Origin of the sequence: Rhodococcus tibetensis, assembly GCF_024438035.1 — a bacterium.
In the GTDB taxonomy this organism is placed as follows: Bacteria; Actinomycetota; Actinomycetes; order Mycobacteriales; family Mycobacteriaceae; genus Rhodococcus_F; species Rhodococcus_F tibetensis.
The window spans coordinates 22,372-39,342 of record NZ_JANFQF010000006.1 but is presented as its reverse complement, the minus strand read 5'-3'; the positions used below and the strand labels follow the sequence as shown (position 1 = coordinate 39,342).

The 16,971-nt window shown below is 67.2% G+C and carries 14 protein-coding genes and 1 pseudogene; 4 read left to right on the top strand and 11 right to left on the bottom strand.

Translation table 11 applies throughout. The features are described from left to right. The first annotated feature begins 45 nt into the window (after positions 1-45). Entirely contained in the window at positions 46-1,596 is a 1,551-nt protein-coding gene (locus NOF53_RS08630) for a 1,4-alpha-glucan branching protein domain-containing protein (protein ID WP_255967703.1), read from the top strand. After that, entirely contained in the window at positions 1,593-2,837 is a 1,245-nt protein-coding gene (locus NOF53_RS08625) for a glycosyltransferase family 4 protein (RefSeq protein ID WP_255967329.1), read from the top strand. Before NOF53_RS08630 ends, NOF53_RS08625 begins: the two co-directional genes overlap by 4 nt. 56 nt (positions 2,838-2,893) lie before the next feature. On the opposite strand, the gene NOF53_RS08620 is transcribed toward NOF53_RS08625, so the two are convergent. Together NOF53_RS08620 and NOF53_RS08615 are read right to left on the bottom strand one after the other, a co-directional pair. After that, on the bottom strand, positions 2,894-3,148 hold the full coding sequence (locus tag NOF53_RS08620; RefSeq protein ID WP_255967327.1) for a DUF3253 domain-containing protein: 255 nt from the start codon (positions 3,146-3,148) through the stop codon (positions 2,894-2,896). 25 nt (positions 3,149-3,173) lie between these two features. Then, positions 3,174-3,917, bottom strand: coding sequence for an acyltransferase (locus NOF53_RS08615; protein WP_255967325.1), 744 nt, complete (start codon positions 3,915-3,917; stop codon positions 3,174-3,176). Positions 3,918-4,056: 139 nt separating this feature from the next. On the opposite strand from NOF53_RS08615, the gene NOF53_RS08610 reads away from it, so the two are divergent. Further along, positions 4,057-5,364: an outer membrane protein assembly factor BamB family protein gene (locus NOF53_RS08610; RefSeq protein WP_255967323.1), complete on the top strand. Its 1,308-nt coding sequence runs from the start codon at positions 4,057-4,059 to the stop codon at positions 5,362-5,364. 36 nt (positions 5,365-5,400) lie between these two features. Here the strand turns inward: NOF53_RS08610 and NOF53_RS08605 are convergent, their stop codons facing one another. From NOF53_RS08605 to NOF53_RS08585, 5 genes are all read right to left on the bottom strand, one after another. Then, complete coding sequence (locus tag NOF53_RS08605) at positions 5,401-6,558, bottom strand: THUMP-like domain-containing protein (RefSeq protein ID WP_255967321.1); 1,158 nt, start codon at positions 6,556-6,558, stop codon at positions 5,401-5,403. A gap of 1 nt (position 6,559) precedes the next feature. After that, positions 6,560-7,531: a class I SAM-dependent methyltransferase gene (locus tag NOF53_RS08600; RefSeq protein WP_255967319.1), complete on the bottom strand. Its 972-nt coding sequence runs from the start codon at positions 7,529-7,531 to the stop codon at positions 6,560-6,562. 57 nt (positions 7,532-7,588) lie between these two features. Further along, on the bottom strand, positions 7,589-8,368 hold the full coding sequence (locus tag NOF53_RS08595; protein WP_255967318.1) for an enoyl-CoA hydratase/isomerase family protein: 780 nt from the start codon (positions 8,366-8,368) through the stop codon (positions 7,589-7,591). Positions 8,369-8,425: 57 nt separating this feature from the next. Continuing rightward, positions 8,426-9,268 carry an NUDIX hydrolase gene (locus NOF53_RS08590; protein ID WP_255967317.1) on the bottom strand — a complete coding sequence of 281 codons (843 nt, stop codon included), beginning with the start codon at positions 9,266-9,268 and terminating at the stop codon, positions 8,426-8,428. Positions 9,269-9,331: 63 nt separating this feature from the next. Next, positions 9,332-10,156, bottom strand: coding sequence for an ABC transporter ATP-binding protein (locus tag NOF53_RS08585; protein WP_255967315.1), 825 nt, complete (start codon positions 10,154-10,156; stop codon positions 9,332-9,334). 50 nt (positions 10,157-10,206) lie between these two features. On the opposite strand from NOF53_RS08585, the pseudogene glgX reads away from it, so the two are divergent. Continuing rightward, positions 10,207-12,204, top strand: a pseudogene (glgX, locus tag NOF53_RS08580) (glycogen debranching protein GlgX); the annotation flags it as partial. Positions 12,205-12,221: 17 nt separating this feature from the next. Here glgX and yczE read toward each other — a convergent pair. The 4 genes from yczE to ctaD all read right to left on the bottom strand — a co-directional run bounded on the left by yczE (position 12,222) and on the right by ctaD (position 16,947). After that, entirely contained in the window at positions 12,222-12,923 is a 702-nt protein-coding gene (gene yczE, locus NOF53_RS28020) for a membrane protein YczE (RefSeq protein WP_255967313.1), read from the bottom strand. Between the two features lie 66 nt (positions 12,924-12,989). Further along, positions 12,990-13,751 (bottom strand): aminoacyl-tRNA hydrolase, encoded by a 762-nt coding sequence (locus tag NOF53_RS08570; RefSeq protein ID WP_255967701.1) that lies wholly within the window; start codon positions 13,749-13,751, stop codon positions 12,990-12,992. A gap of 20 nt (positions 13,752-13,771) precedes the next feature. After that, positions 13,772-14,992, bottom strand: a complete 1,221-nt coding sequence (gene serB, locus NOF53_RS08565) for a phosphoserine phosphatase SerB (protein ID WP_255967310.1) — start codon at positions 14,990-14,992, stop codon at positions 13,772-13,774. A 164-nt stretch (positions 14,993-15,156) separates the two neighbouring features. After that, on the bottom strand, positions 15,157-16,947 hold the full coding sequence (gene ctaD, locus NOF53_RS08560; protein ID WP_208961302.1) for an aa3-type cytochrome oxidase subunit I: 1,791 nt from the start codon (positions 16,945-16,947) through the stop codon (positions 15,157-15,159). Between the last annotated feature and the right edge of the window lie 24 nt (positions 16,948-16,971).

Sequence of the window (16,971 nt, the reverse complement as noted above, 5' to 3'; positions counted from 1 at the left end):
CGCGCGGGACGCGGGACCTTTCCGCCGGAACCGACGGAGCCGGGCATGTTCTGCCTCGTTCTGCACTCCCACCTGCCCTGGCTCGCCCATCACGGCCGCTGGCCCGTCGGCGAGGAGTGGCTTTATCAGTCCTGGGCTGCGTCGTACCTTCCCCTCACGGCCATGCTTCGGCGGTTGTCCGACGAGGGCCGCTCTCATCTCCTGACTCTCGGGATCACCCCTGTCCTCGCCGCCCAGCTCGACGATCCGCACTGCCTGACAGGCATGCATCACTGGCTGGGGAACTGGCAGATCCGGGCCCACGAAGCTGCCGGAATGCCCGATGGCGCACACCAGGCTCTCGGCGCCCGCGAGCACCGCGCCTCCGCCGCCGCCCTCACCGATTTCGAACTGCGGTGGCGGCACGGTGGTTCGCCCGTCCTACGCGAGCTTCTCGACCGGGAGGCGTTCGAGCTCCTCGGCGGTCCGCTCGCTCACCCGTTCCAGCCGTTGCTCGACCCCAGGCTGCGCGAGTTCTCCTTGAAAGAGGGACTAGCCGATGCGAAGACCAGGTGGAACTCCACACCCACGGGCATCTGGGGCCCCGAATGCGCCTACACCCCGGGTATGGAGATCGGCTACGCCGAGGCCGGGGTAACCCACTTCATGGTCGATGGGCCCGCCTTGCGCGGTGATACGTCGCTCGGCCGACCGGTCCGCGAATCGGACGTCGTGGCCTTCGGCCGCGACCTCCAGGTCAGTTACCGGGTGTGGTCACCGAAGTCCGGTTACCCGGGGCACGGCGCCTACCGGGACTTCCACACCTACGACCATGCCACCGGACTGAAGCCGGCCCGCGTGACCGGTCGCACGGTGGACTCGGCCGACAAGGCGCCGTACGACCCGGCGCTGGCCTCCGAAGCCGTCGACCGGCACGTCGCCGACTTCGTCGCCACGGTCCGCACACGGCTGCGCGGAGAGTCCCAGCGAATCGGGCGGCCCGCCGTCGTCGTCGCGGCCTTCGACACCGAGTTGTTCGGGCACTGGTGGCACGAAGGTCCCGAGTGGCTCGAGAAGGTGCTGCGCGCCCTCCCCGAGGCGGGAATTCGGGTCGGCACCCTCGACGATGCCCGCACCCAGGGATACGTCGGCGCGCCGGTACCCCTCGAGAACTCGTCGTGGGGGTCCGGAAAGGACTGGCGGGTGTGGGCCGGCGAGAAAGTGTCCGATCTGGTGACGCTCAATTCGGAGGTGGTCGCGGCCGCACTGGACACCGTAGACAAAGCCCGTAGCCTCGGTTCTGCACCCGGAAGACCCGAACTCCGCGACCGCGTCAACGATCAGATTCTGCGAGAGGCACTCATGACGGTGTCGAGCGACTGGGCATTCATGGTCAGCAAGGACTCAGCGGCGGAGTACGCCCGCGACCGGGCACACAAACACGCCCATGCGACGCGCGAAATCGCGGCCGCGGCGGCGGCAGGCAACGACACGTCGGCATCGCGCCTGGCCGCCGGATGGAACGCGGCCGACAGCCTGTTCCCCGGCCTGGATGCCCGGCGGCTGCCCGACCGTTCCGCAGTGCCGACGGCCACCGTCTCGGGAGGGGTGTCGTGAAGGTCCTCATCGTGTCGTGGGAGTACCCACCCGTGGTGGTGGGCGGTCTCGGCCGCCACGTGCATCACCTCGCCACCGCACTCGCCGCCGCCGGCCACGAAGTGGTGGTGCTGTCGCGGCGGCCGTCGGGAACCGACGCGTCCACGCACCCCACCGTCACCCACATCGAAGAAGGCGTGCTCGTCGTCGCAGTCGCCGAGGATCCGCCGCACTTCGTGTTCGGCGAGGACATGCTGGCGTGGACACTCGCCATGGGGCACGCCATGGTGCGGGCTGGCGTCGCCCTGCACAAGCCCGGTGTCGGGGAAGGCTGGCAGCCCGACGTGGTGCACGCCCACGACTGGCTGGTGGCACATCCGGCCATCGCTCTCGCCGAATTCTACGATGTCCCATTGGTTTCCACTTTGCACGCCACCGAAGCGGGACGCCACAGCGGCTGGGTGTCCGGGCGCATCAACCGTCAGGTGCATTCGGTCGAATGGTGGCTGGCCAACGAATCCGATGCGCTCATCACCTGCTCGGCGTCGATGCACGACGAGGTGACCACTCTCTACGGTCCCCAGCTGCCGCCGATCACCGTGATACGCAACGGAATCGACGTAACCACGTGGAACTTCCGTCAACGGGCGCCACGTTCGGGCCCGCCGAAACTGCTGTTCGTCGGCCGGCTCGAATACGAAAAGGGGGTGCAGGACGCGATCGCCGCGCTTCCCCGTATCCGCCGGAGCCATCCGGGAACCACGCTGTCGATCGCGGGTGAGGGCACCCAGTTCACCTGGCTCTATCAGCAGGCCCGCACTCACCGCGTTGCCCGCGCCGTCAACTTCCTCGGCAACCTCGACCACACCGAGCTGCTGAGCTGGCTCCACGGCGCCGACGCCATCGTCCTCCCGAGCCGCTACGAGCCGTTCGGCATCATCGCGCTCGAGGCTGCCGCCTCCGGGACTCCGTTGGTGACGTCTACTGCCGGCGGTCTCGGCGAGGCCGTTGTCGACGGAGTGACCGGCATGTCCTTCCTCCCCGGCGATGTCGCGGGACTCACCTCCGCGGTTCGCGAGGTCCTCGACGATCCGGCGGCGGCGCAGCAACGCGCAGTGGCCGCCCGGGACCGCCTCACCGCGGATTTCGACTGGCACACGGTGGCCGAGGACACGGCGCACGTCTACGCGGGCGCCAAACGCCGCGTGCGACACCCCTTGGCGCGCCCGGTCATTCCCGAGCGCCCGCTCCCCGGACGCTGAGTGCCGGGCGAATGTATCGTCGGGCGCTTCGCACGCGCCGCACGCGTACATTCGCCTCACGCACGGGGACGGCGAATTCGAATCGGACCACGCACCGATTCCGGATCCACCACCGCACCCTTCTGCGTGATTTCGACTTCCCCGGCCTCGACGAGACGCCGGGCGGCCTGGCGCACCGACTCCATGAGGGGTCGCCACTCGTCCGGGGCGATCGCGTGGGCCACGTCCGACGGGCAGATGCTCGAATTCGCCGCCCTCGCGTTCAGCAGTGCGCGGATACGGTCGTCGAGTTCGCGGTCCGACACTCCCATGTGCTCGACTATGCCACCGGACGGCTCAGCCTTCGCGGGCTGCCTTCTTGCGAGCGATGTCCTCGAGTGCGGCGATGTACTTGGCCCGCTCCGCGGCGCCGGCTTCCCACTCGGCCTTGCGATTCTTCACCGCCTTGGCGGGCGATCCCACGGCGATGCTGAAGTCCGGGATGTCGCCCTTGACGACGGCGTGGGCGCCGAGCACGCAGCCGCGACCCACCCGGGTGTTGCGGAGCACCGTGACCTTGGCAGCAACCCAGGTGTCGGGACCGATGCGTACCGGGCCCTTCACGATGCCCTGATCTTTGATGGGCACGTTGACGTCGTCCATGCGGTGATCGAAGTCGGTGATGTAGCACCAGTCGGCGACGAGAGTGGACGCGCCGATCTCGATGTCGAGGTACGTGTTGACCACGTTGTCCTTGCCGAACACCACTTTGTCGCCGATGCGCAGCGATCCTTCGTGGCATCGGAGGGCATTGCCGTCACCGATGTGGACCCAACGGCCGATTTCGAGGCGGGACAGGTCGGGCGTCGAATGGATCTCCACCCGCTTGCCGAGGAACACCATGCCCCGCAGGATCACGTGCGGGTTGGCCAGCTTGAACTTGGCCAGCCGGTAGTACCGCACCAGGTACCAGGGCGTGTATGCCTTGTTAGCCAGCACCCAGCGCAGCGAGTCGCGGGTCAGGAAGCGGGCCTGCTCGCTGTCCTTCCGCCGGGATCCCTTCCACCTCGTACGCAACGGTGCGCCCCACATGCTCGTCATAGCCCGTCAGCCTACGTTCACCGGCCGAAGCCGCGTGCGCGTGTGCCCGGACACCGACACCGGGTCGGGGTGTGCCGATCGTGTGGCTCTCGGCGGGATAGTCTCTGGGCCGAGCGTTTGTCGAAGACGAGGAGATGTAATGCGGCGGGTCCTACGTTCGTCAGTACTGGCGCTGGCGACGATCTCGGCTGTCGTCCTCAGCGGCTGCGGGGGCGGGGCGCAGGTCGACGACATCTTCTCCGCGGGCGGATGGCCCGGCATGCACGCGGACGCCCGAAACAGCGACACCAGTCCGGTGACAGGATCCCGCGACATCTCACTCGCATGGTCGCGTCCCCTCGGCGGGCCCGTAGCGAACTATGCATCCGTGGCGGCGAGCGGCCAGATCTTCATCACCGCTCGCACCGAGAAGGGGTGCAATCTCTTCTCCTTCCAGATGGAGAGCGGCCGCAAACGCTGGTGCCGCCAGCTCGCCCCCGGCGTCGTGGCGTCCACCCCGGTGGTCGACGGTGCCGCCAATGTGTACGTGGGTGAGAACGGGGCCATGAACTCGTTCAACGAGCACGGCCAGTTACGTTGGCGCACACCGGTTGTCGGAACTCCGCTGTCGGCGCAATTCACGGGCGACGGCAACCTCCTCTTCATCACCCAGCTCGGCCAGATCAACGTCGTGAACACGCAGACCGGTCAGAAGGTGGTGGCGTCATACGACCTCGTCCCGCCGCCGACCGTCGCCGAGGGCGCGAATGTGGACATCCTTCCCGACGACAAAGGCCTCAGCGGCTGCTTCTTCGGCTCCCCCGACTGCCCGGTGGCCAACATGCCGGCCATCGACCTCGATTCCGGCAAGTTCTATTTCACGTTCTTCGCGCCCGGCGCGACCGAGGCGCAACTCGTCGCAATGAAGTACTCCGGCGGCGACAACCCCGCCATCACCCAGGAATGGTCCAGCGACACTCTGCCCGCCGGCAGCGCGTCCAGCCCCGATCTGTCTGCTGACGGCTCTGTCGTTTACACCAACGACAACTGGGGCACATTGTGGGCGATCGATTCTGCGACCGGCGATCCGAAGTGGAGTTACGACATCGGGTACGCTCCGGCCGGCAGCCCGTCGACGTCTTCGGACGGTCTGATCATCCCCGCGGGCGGGCTCGACGGCCACCTCTTGGCGCTGCAGGACGAGGGCGACCACGCCGAACTGGTCTGGGAGCGGAAGGATCTATTGCAGCTGGGCGTCCCGGCGCAGACGGCCGGGTCCACCGGTTACTCGGTGGTCCGCGAGGGTAAGGACGGACTGGCGTTGCTCACCTTCGACACCGGGACCGGCGAGACGCTCGATCAGGACACGCTGCCCGCGGCGAAGGGGTTCACGGTCGGCACGTCGGTCGGCCCGGAGGGCGAAGTCCTCACTCCCACGCTGCTCGGGGAGCTGTTCGTCCTCCGCTGACCCGTGATGCTTGTCAACGTCCCGGTTGACAAGTGCTCACAGGCGCGGAGCGCAGATGAAGGCGACGCCCGCTCGACCGATCCGCGTGATCACCACACTGAGCGAACGGCTTCCGCGCAGCTTCAACTTAGGACGCAGGACCGCGGGATCGACGTCGACACCCCGGACGAGAATTTCCGCCACCCCGCAATCGTGACGCGCCAGCTCCTGACGCAGCGACTTCTCCGAATACTTCACCTGCTCGAGGATGCGGAACCCCCGCACGCCGTCGGGAACCGAATCACCGGTGAGGTAGGCGATCCGGGGATCGAGCTGCCACAGTCCGTGTCTGGCCGCGAAGTGCCGCACCAGCCCCGCGCGGACGACGGCTCCGTCCGGATCGACGATCCACTCCCCCGGCGCGCGTTCCGGAATGTTGTCGTCCTCGGCGTCCGTCACCGTCCAGACAGTGCCGTCGGAGTCGAGGACACTCGCCCGCCGGGTGACCCCGGCTCCGGACAGTCCCGGTGACCACAGGCACGCCTCTCGCACGCCGCCGCCGAGGGACACGACCTCGACCTCGCCTTCCCAGGCGAGCCGGTCGAAATCGAGGCCCGGCGCACACTTCACCGCGAGGTCTCGGCCACGGTACGCGTCGATGAGGTCGGGCAAGGGCGGTTCCAGCGCGGCGGGGTCGTGCGTGCGCCTGCCGCCGGACCGTCGCGCCGGATCCGCGAGCACGACGGTGTCGCGCGTGCACGGGACGAGCGCGTCGGCGCGGAGAACGGCCGCCCCGGGAACGTTGTGCTGCGCCATCAGGAGCCGGACCGGGTCGAGGTCGCTGCCGATTACCCTGTTCGCCGTCCCGATCACCGCAGCGAGTTCCGCACCGATCGAACAGGTGACGTCGTGGACGTTCCGGTCCTTCAGCCGCAACGCACGATGTGCGGCGACCGCACGCGGCGTCGCCTGCTGCAGCGCATCGTCGGTGAACAGCCAGCCCTCGCTGCCAGGCAGCTTGGCCGACGCCTTACGCCGCAACAGCACCGTCTCCACCAGCAAGGCCACTCGAGAGCCGAAACGCGAACGCGCCCGGCCGATATCGGCCAGGCGCGTAGACGTGGTCAGTGCAAGTTCCTCCACCTCGGCGAGAGCCGCTGCGCCTGCAGGACTCTGCAGGTACTCCACGTCTTCGGGAGTGAACGCATAGCCCAATTCAGTTGCCGGGCTTCACGCCGGTGATCATGACGTTGTAGAAGAACCCACGCGGCACCACGTGCCGGAGAACCTTCTCGTCGACCCAGCTGAGTGTCTTCCATCCGGTGAACGCGAAACGCCCCCAGCCCCAGCCCAATTTCTCCGGCGGCACAGCGGCCTCGAAGGTGCGGACGGGCCACCCGAGCAGGGCCGCCGCGAATTCTTCGGTGGCGGCATGCACCTGCGCGGCGCCGGCGGACTCGGCAATCTTCTCGAGGTCGCTCGGATCGAACGTATGGAGATCGACGACGGCTTCGAGAGCTGCGGCGCGTGAGGACTCGTCCAACTCTGCCTGCGGGCGACGCCACTCGGCGAGGAACGGCAGCTTGGTAATACGAGTCGTGGTCTCCCACGTGGCGCGCCCGAGCCAGCGCGCGTAGAAGTTGCCGATCGTGGTGGGCTCACCGGCGAACACGAAACGTCCACCGGGCTTGAGCACTCGCAGTACCTCACGGAGCGACTGCTCGACATCCGGGATGTGATGCAACACAGCGTGTCCGACGACGAGGTCGAACGTGTTGTCTTCGTAGGGGATCGTCTCGGCGTCGGCGACGCGGCCGTCGACGGGCAACCCCAGGCCCTCGGCATTGCGCAATGCCACCTTGACCATGCCGGGCGAGAGGTCGGTGACCGAACCGGTCTTCGCGACCCCACCCTGCATCAGATTGAGAAGGAAGAAACCGGTACCGCAGCCCAATTCGAGCGCCCGCTCGTAGGGAAGTGGCTGATCCCCCGCGACGGCGTCGAAGCGACCCCGCGCGTAGTCGATGCACCGCTCGTCGTACGAGATGGACCACTTCTCGTCGTACGTCTCGGCTTCCCAGTCGTGGTAGAGCACCTGGGCGAGTTTGGTGTCCTTCAGCGCCGCCTCGACCTCTTCGGCGGTAGCGTGCGGATGAGGAGCGGGGTCGTCATGGGCGCTAGCAGTCATGCGGCAAATCCTACTCGCTGGTAAGAGTGAACAGGTTCTAGTTTTCCCGGGGTCAGACTACTCGCCCGTGAACTGGGCCTTACCTGGGCCGTTCTCGATGAACGATTCCATCCCGATCGTGCGGTCCCGAGTGGCGAACAGAGACGCGAACAGCTGCCGCTCCACCGCCAGCCCGCTGTTCAGATCGACGTCCAGCCCCCGGTCGATGGCGGCTTTCGCCGCGGCCAACGCGCGTCCGGCGCCCTTCGTGAACTGGGACGCCCAACGGCGTGCGGTCTCGTACACCTCGTCGGGTGCCACCACCTCGTCGACCAGACCGATCGCCAGCGCCTCGTCGGCGTTGACGAAGCGACCGGTGAACACCAGGTCCTTGGCCTTCGAGGGCCCGATCAGCCGAGCGAGACGCTGCGTGCCGCCGCCCCCGGGAATGATGCCGAGAAGGATCTCGGGGACACCGAGCTTGGCGTTGTCGCCGGCGATACGACGATCCGCGGAGAGTGCGACCTCCAGACCGCCACCGAGCGCGTACCCGGTGATCGCGGCGACGGTCGGCTTGGGAATCTCGGACACCGCGGCCAGGTCTGCCTGCAGATCGGTGATGACATCCGACATCTGACCGAAGTTCATCTCGGACATTTCCTTGACGTCGGCGCCGGCGGCGAACACCTTCTCTCCGCCGTACACGATCACTGCCTTGACGTCGGAATTCACACTCGCTTCCCGTGCAGCGGCACGCAACTCCTGCTGGACCTGCCGGTTCAGAGCATTCATCGGGGGACGCGCGAGTCGAATCGTGCCGATGCCTTCGGAAACCTCGAGAGTGACGAATTCAGCCATGAGGGAAGAGGCTACTTGTCTGCCTCCGACCCGGTTTCGCGGGCCGCCGCATCGCGTTCAATCGCGAGACGCCCACGGATGCGGACCGGCTTCGTAGTAGCCGTCCTGTCCCGGGAACTCCACGCGGAGCTGCTCTCGGTCCGTGACAAGCGTCGGCAAGATCACCGGGATCTCCGGCTCCGCGGCCAGCACCTCCGCGACCGAACCGAAAGCGGTGAGCGCCGTGAGCTGACTCCACGTCGGCGGCAGCAGAATGCTTCCGCCGCCCTGCCAGTGCGCGAGCGCCGCGGCTGGACTCTGCCACTGCACGTCCTCGGCCTCGGACGTCGCGCCGTCCGCGATCTGGCCGTGCGGTGCGGCGGCGACGAAGAATCGCGTGTCGTAGCGCCGGCCCTCGCCGACCGGGGTGATCCAGTTGGCCCAGGGCCGTAGCAGGTCGGTCCGCAGCATGAGGTTCTCGCGCCTCAGGAAGTCGCTGAACGAGAGTTCGCGCTTCTCGAGTTGTGCACGGAACTGCGCGTAACGGGACGTGTCCGCCACGACCGTGTCTGCGCTCGGTCCCGCGAGGAGCACGCCGCATTCCTCGAACGTCTCGCGCACCGCCGCGCACACGAGGGCCTTCGCGCGCGCAGCATCAGTCGAGAACCGCCCGGCCCACCAGTCGACGGACGGTCCGGCCCAGTCGACCTCGGCGTCGGCGTCCGACGGGTCGACCCCGCCGCCGGGGAACACGGTCATGCCGCCGGCGAACGCCATCCCCTTCACCCGGCGGAGGAGGAACACCTCGATACCGGGCGCCGCGACGTCTGCCACGACGTCGCGGATGAGGATGACGGTGGACGCGTCCTTGGGTGCCACGTCGGTACTGTCGCGGGGCGCCTGCTCTTGCTTCGAGACCATGTCTCGGAACCTACGCCGCCGGGTGATGCGGATCGCAGTCGGTCCCGCTGTGACCTCCGGTCCTCAGCCCCGCCGGTGCGCACCGGCGACGCGGGTCCGCCGCGCGAAGAACCGGCCGTCGACCTTGTCCAGGCTGATGGACTGGCTGAACGCCTCGCTGAGGTTCTCGGAGGTGATCACGTCGTCGAGCAAACCCTGCGAGACCACCCTGCCCTCGTTGAGGAGCAGCGCGTGGGTGAATCCGGGCGGGATCTCCTCGACGTGGTGGGTGATGAGGACCGTCGCGGGAGCGTCGGGGTCGGCGGCGAGGTCGGTGAGGCGAGCGACGAGTTCTTCGCGCCCACCGAGATCGAGACCGGCGGCGGGCTCGTCGAGCAGCAGCAGTTCCGGGTCCGTCATCAGCGCACGGGCGATCAGTACGCGCTTTCGTTCCCCCTCGGACAGGGTGCCGTACGTGCGCCCGGCAAGGTGCTCGGCGCCGAGGCTCTCGAGCATCTCGACGGCACGGTCGGTGTCCATGTCGTCGTAGCGCTCACGCCAGCGTCCGAGTACCGCGTAACCGGCGGAGACGACTAAATCGGTCACGACCTCCTCGGACGGCACCCGGTTGGCGAGCGCCGAGGAGGACAGTCCGATCCGCGGTCGCAGTTCGCCTATGTCGACGCGGCCGAGCCGTTCGCCGAGAAGGTAGGCGCTTCCGCTCGTCGGATGCAGTTCGGCGGCCGCGATCCGGAGCAACGACGTCTTGCCTGCTCCGTTCGGACCGAGGACCACCCATCGCTCGTCGAGCTCCACCTTCCAGGACACCGGCCCCACGAGGGTGTTGCCCCCGCGCCGGAGGAGAACATCGTCGAATTCGATGAGCAGATCAGGATCAGGTTGATGCACGCACCCATCTTCCCGCACATCTTCGGCGCATTCGCGGCAGGATCAGTTACGTGTCGTCTCACATCGATTCACGTGCCGGCGAGAGACCCTCGTTCCCGCCGAGCCTGCGCCTGCCCGGATCGCCATTTCCCCTGGGAGCACACGTCCGAGGCACCGGTACCCAGTTCGCCGTCCATGCCCCGGACGCAGACCTGGTACAGGTGTGCCTGATTTCGCCGGAGGGTGGCGAGTCACGAATCGACCTCGTGCAGCGCACCTACGGCATCTGGCACGGAGTGGTCGACGGCGTCGGTCCCGGCCAGCGCTACGGCTACCGGGTACACGGGGACTGGAACCCCGACGCGGGTATCCGAATGAACTCGGCCAAACTCCTCCTCGATCCGTGGGCGAAACGGATGATCGGTGGTCTCGGTGACCACCGCGCCCTTCTCGCCCACGACGCGGACCCGTTCGGTGCGCCGTCGCCGCTCGACAGCCTGGGTCATGCGCCGCTGTCCGTCGTGACTCCCGCCCTCCACCGCACCACCGGTCCCAGGATCGAAAGGCCCTGGGAGGAAACGGTCCTCTACGAACTTCACGTCGGCGCGTTCACGGCACGACACCGGGGCGTCCCTCCGCAGTACCGCGGCACCTACCTTGGCCTGGCGGGACCCGCGGTCATCGGACATCTCGTCCGACTCGGGGTGACGGCGGTGGAACTGCTGCCGGTGCACGCGCACGTGTCCGAACACACGGTGCGCGAACGGGGAATGCGTAACCACTGGGGCTACTCGACCGCGTCCTACTTCGCGCCTCATCCCGGTTACGCTGCCGTGCCCGGCGACGAGATCGCCGAATTCCACACCATGGTCGATGCCCTGCACGCAGCCGGCATCGAGGTCATCCTCGACGTCGTCTACAACCACACCTGCGAACAGGGCGTCGACGGGATCAGCCTCAGCTGGCGTGGTCTCGACGCTCCGGGCTACTACCTCCTCGACGCCGGCGGCCGCGACATCGACCTCACGGGATGCGGGAATACGGTCGACGCGCACTCCCCCATCGCCGTCCGCATGATCTGCGACAGCCTGCGTTACTGGGCACACGACATGGGGGTCGACGGATTCCGTTTCGACCTGGCTTCCGCCCTCGGCCGACCAGAAGGAGGTCGATTCGACTCCCGGGCTTCGGTGTTCTCCGCCATCACCGCGGATCCTGTTCTCTCGCGCTGCAAACTCATCGCCGAACCGTGGGATGCCACCACCGACGGATACCGGGTCGGGCACTTCGGTCCCCAGTGGTCGGAGTGGAACGACCGATACCGCAACACCGTTCGCCGCTTCTGGAACGGCGACACCGGTGTCCGCGAACTGGCCTCGCGCGTCGCCGGGTCGGAGGATCTGTTCCACAGTCGCCGCCCCTGGGCTTCTGTCAACTTCGTCACCGCCCACGACGGCTTCACCGCAGCCGATCTCGTGGCGTACCGGAGCAAGCACAACGAGGCCAACGGGGAGAACAACCGGGACGGCGCCGACCACAACGACTCCGTCAACCACGGCGTGGAGGGACCCACCGACGACCCGTCGATCACGGACGCCCGAGGGCGTCATGTCCGCGCTCTGCTCGCGACGCTCGCCCTCTCGACGGGCACCCCGATGTTCACGGCGGGCGACGAGTTCGGTCATTCGCTGGGCGGAAACAACAACGCGTACTGCGTCCCCGCCGATACTCCGCGCGAGAATGCCTGGCCACTCGACTGGAGCACCGGTGACCGGACGCTCACCGCGTTCGTCACGCGCGCCCTCGATCTGCGTCGCGCGTCTCCCGCACTGCGGCAACCGGAATTCTTCGAAGGGCGACACACACCCACCGGTCACCCCGACCTCGTCTGGTTCGGGGCCGACGGTGCGGAGATGAACGACCGTGCGTGGCACGACGACTCACGCCGCACCCTGCAGGCATGGATCGACGGGTCCGACATCCGGTCCCACACCGAGGACGGATTTCAGCTCACCGACGACAGCTGGCTCCTCATCTTCCACGCCGGGGGACCGATCGAGGTGGCCTTGGGCTACCCCGACTGGTTCTACGGAACCCTGCTCGCCGAATTCGATTCCAACTCCCCTGACGGCGCACCCGAACCGGGTGGCCCCATCTCGGGCGACTCCACGATCACGCTGTCCGGGCCGGGGCTGCTTGTCTTCCGGGCGGTGGGATAGAAACCGCCGACGCGCATCATCAGCTGGATCAACGGGCCGATTCCCAGCGCATAGACCACGGTCCCCAGCCCCACAGTTCCGCCGAGCAGCCAGCCGGTCGCCAGCACAACAACTTCGATCGACGTGCGAATCAGGCGCACCGACAATCCGGTTCGCCGCACCAGACCGGTCATCAGCCCGTCCCGCGGTCCCGGGCCCAGACCGGCGCCGATGTACAGCACGGTCGCCAGAGCGTTGAGCACGACGCCCCCGATCATCATCACCACCTGCAGGGCCACCGACTCGGCGGGCTGGAGAAACACCAAGGAGGTGTCCACGGACACCGCGATGACCACAACGTTGGCGATCGTGCCGAATCCTGGCTTCTGCCGCAGCGGAACCCAGAGCAGCAGGACCCCGGCGCCGGTGAGGGCAGTCACGGCACCGAAACTGAGTGACGTGCGGCCCGCGACGCCCTGATGGAAGACATCCCACGGATCGAGGCCGAGTCCCGCAGTGATCATCATGGCCATCGAGAAGCCGTACAACCAGAGTCCGGTGAAAAGAGAGATCAAACGTCGAACGAGCATGGTCGCCAGTGTTCCCGGCATCCGGCCGCCGCCCCATAGCCAAGCCGCGGGTACTGGACCCACCGCTCAGAGGGCGGCGATCACCGTCACAGATCCGGGAGCCACCTCGGTGAAACCCGCATCACGCACCGCGACCGCGCGCCCGGCGGACACGAGGTCCGACAACGCCGCCCACGTCGCCGAGTCGGCGTCACGGACGGCGAGGCGGTAGCCGGTTTTCGCCCACCGCCTCGCCGCGTCCACACTCATCGCTCCGGCGAGCAGCATCGACGCGTGCCCCACCTGCGCGGCGGCCTTCCCGACGGTCATATCCAGCGCGGCGTCGACCCACAGCACGGGCGTCCCGTACGGAGCGGCACCGGGGTCGTCGTGGTCGAGGTCGGTTCCGCCGATCTGCAGCTTCTTGATGCGCGGGTCGAGCGCGCCGACCCCGCCGGGGACGAGCGCTCGCGCCTGCGCGCCGTCGACCTCCACCGTGATGCCGTCGACTTCCTGCGCTGCGCGCCACTGCGCCCCGCGCGCCCGGCGCGACACCTTGCGGATGCGAGATCCCACCCACGCGAGGTACGCCGATCGCCAGGGGCCCGGTTCCCCGTCTGGGTCGACACCGACGCGTGGGTCGAGGCACAGTGCCACCGATGCCGTCGCGGCCGCCGCCAGCAAGGCACTGCGCGACGGAGGGTCCGACTTGGGGATGTGCAGCACGATCGGCATAGCGAGCACCAGAGCGGGATCCTCCGGATCGGGACTCCCACCGTAACCGGCCGCGAGGACCGCGTGGCGCGCCTCCCACAGCGCAGCATCGTCGGCGGCGCCAGTGTGGACGATCGCGTCCGCGGAGCGTTCCGTCACGACAGCGGAACTCGTCTCACCACGCCGTCCACGGCGTCGGCGGCTTCGACCTCGTCGCGGGTGACGCCGAGGATGAACAGCACGGCGTCGAGGAAGGGATGCGACAACGCCGTATCGGCAACCTCACGGAGCGCAGGCTTCGCGTTGAACGCGATACCGAGACCGGCGGCATTGAGCATGTCGATGTCGTTGGCGCCGTCACCGACCGCGACCGTCTGCTCCATCGGCACACCCACCTGGGCGGCGAACTTGCGCAGCGCAGTCGCCTTGGCAGCCCGGTCGACGATGTCGCCGACGACTCGTCCGGTGAGCTTCCCATCCACGATCTCGAGAGTGTTGGCCTGCACGAAATCGAGTTCCAATTCGTGTGCGAGCCCCTCGATCACCTGACGGAAGCCGCCCGACACCACACCGCAGTGGAAGCCGAGCCGACGCAGGGTACGAATGGTGGTCCGAGCGCCCGGTGTCAGTTCGAGACCCTCGGCGACGTCGTCGATCACGGAGGCGTCGAGACCTGCGAGCGTCGCCACCCGCTGGTGCAACGACTCGGTGAAGTCGATCTCGCCGCGCATCGCTGATTCGGTGACCGCACGCACTTCGTCCTCGACCCCGGCCCGGGCAGCGAGCATCTCGATGACCTCGCCCTGGACGAGGGTCGAGTCGACATCGAAGACGATGAGCCGCTTGGCCCGGCGCGCGAGCCCACCCCGCTCGACTGCGATGTCGACGCTCTCCATCACGGCTACCTCGGCCAGCACCGTTCGCAGCTGCTTGTCCACCGCGGCCGTTGCGGGAGCACTGACGAGAAGTTCGAGGCCGGTCACCGGATAGTCGGCGACACCCCGGATGGAGTCGATGTTGACGCCCAGTTTCGCCATTTCACGAGCGACGGACCGCAGCGCCCGCGCGGACACCGGACTACCGAGAATGACCACCGCATGGGTGGACAGCGACTGTCGGCCGGGGTCCGCCCCGATCTCTACGTCCACAGACATGCCGACGGTGGCCATCGCCTCCTCCAGTTCCTCCTGGAGAGCTTCTCCATCCTCCGGACAGGCCACCAGCACGCCGAGGGTCAGGCGGCCACGAATCACCACCTGTTCCACATCGAGCAGGCTCACGTCGTGGCGGGAGAGCGCCGCGAAGAGCACCGATGTGACACCGGGGCGGTCGGGCCCCGTGACGGTCACCAGGACAGTGGTGTCAGCTGCGCCCACTACGAACTCCGTTCGTGTTACTCACGCTGAAAAGAACTCCGTTCGTCGTACGTGCGCAGCAGCACGGAAGGTCGTCGTGCTCGCGCGGCATGTCCGGCACCTATTGTGCCAAGTGAAAGGCCCCGCCCGATGGTGGGGCGGGGCCTTTCCGAAACGATCTGTATCTAGCGGCCGGAGTCGGTGCCGGGCTCGCCTTCACCGCGGACCGTGAGCGGCGCGTGACGTTCCTCCTCGAGGACGGTGCTGGCGTGCTTGCCGCCGTGCCCGGGGCCGACGTGTGCCTCTGCCTTCATCCGCTCCACCATGTGCGGGTAGTGCAACTCGAACGCGGGACGCTCGGAGCGGATACGCGGCAGTTCCGTGAAGTTGTGACGCGGGGGCGGGCAGGTGGTAGCCCACTCGAGCGAGTTGCCGTACCCCCACGGGTCGTCGACGGTCACGACCTCGCCGTACCGGTAGCTCTTGAAGACGTTCCAGATGAACGGCAGCGTGGAGGCACCGAGCACGAAAGCAAAGATGGTGGAGAACGAGTTCAGCATGGTGAACCCGTCCGACGGCAGGTAGTCGGCGTACCGGCGCGGCATACCTTCGGCCCCGAGCCAGTGCTGCACGAGGAACGTGCCGTGGAAGCCGATGAACGTGGTCCAGAAGTGCCATTTGCCGAGGCGTTCGTCCATCATCCGCCCGGTCATCTTCGGGAACCAGAAGTAGATGCCGGCGTAGGTGGCGAACACGACCGTGCCGAAGACCACGTAGTGGAAGTGCGCCACCACGAAGTAGCTGTCGGTGACGTGGAAGTCGAGCGGCGGGCTCGCGAGGATCACGCCGGAGAGGCCACCGAAGAGGAACGTGATCAGGAAGCCGACCGAGAAGAGCATCGGCGACTCGAACGTCAATTGCCCCTTCCACATCGTGCCGATCCAGTTGAAGATCTTCACCCCCGTCGGCACCGCGATCAGGAAGGTCATGAAGGAGAAGTACGGCAGCAGCACCGCGCCGGTGGCGTACATGTGGTGCGCCCACACGGCGATCGACAGGGCAGCGATCGCGATCGTGGCATACACCAGACCGCTGTAGCCGAAGATCGGCTTGCGGCTGAAGACGGGGAAGATCTCCGAGACGATGCCGAAGAACGGCAGCGCGATGATGTACACCTCTGGGTGACCGAAGAACCAGAACAAGTGCTGCCAGAGCAGTACGCCGCCGGTAGCCGGATCGAAGATGTGACCACCGAGGTGACGGTCGACGAACAGACCCAGCAGAGCGGCCGTCAGGAGGGGGAACGCCAGCAGGATCAGGATGCTGGTGATGAAGATGTTCCAGGTGAAGATCGGCATACGGAACATGGTCATACCGGGGGCACGCAGGCAGATCACGGTCGTGATCATGTTGACGCCACCGAGGATGGTTCCGAGGCCACCGACCGCGAGGCCCATGATCCAGAGATCGGCACCCACACCCGGGGAGTGCAGGGCACTGGTGAGTGGGGTGTACGCGGTCCAGCCGAAGTCGGCCGCGCCGCCCGGTGTGATGAAGCCGGCGGTCGCGATGATGGCGCCGAACAGGTACAGCCAGTAGCTGAAGGCGTTCAGGCGCGGGAATGCGACATCGGGCGCGCCGATCTGCAGCGGCAGGATGTAGTTGGCGAAGCCGAAGACGATCGGGGTCGCGTACAGCAGCAGCATGATCGTGCCGTGCATGGTGAACAGCTGGTTGAACTGCTCATTCGACAAGAACTGCATACCGGGCACAGCGAGCTCGGCACGCATCATCAGGGCCATCAGGCCTCCGATGAGGAAGAAGATGATCGAGGTCGTCAAATACATGATCCCGAGCACCTTGGGGTCGGTGGTCGTGATCATTTTGAAGATGAACGAGCCCTTGGGTCCCTGCCGCGGCGGGTAAGGCCTGGCTGCAGCTATCGCGGGGACTGGCTGGGGCGCTACGGCAGTCACTGATCCTCCTGAATGCGCGTCCGT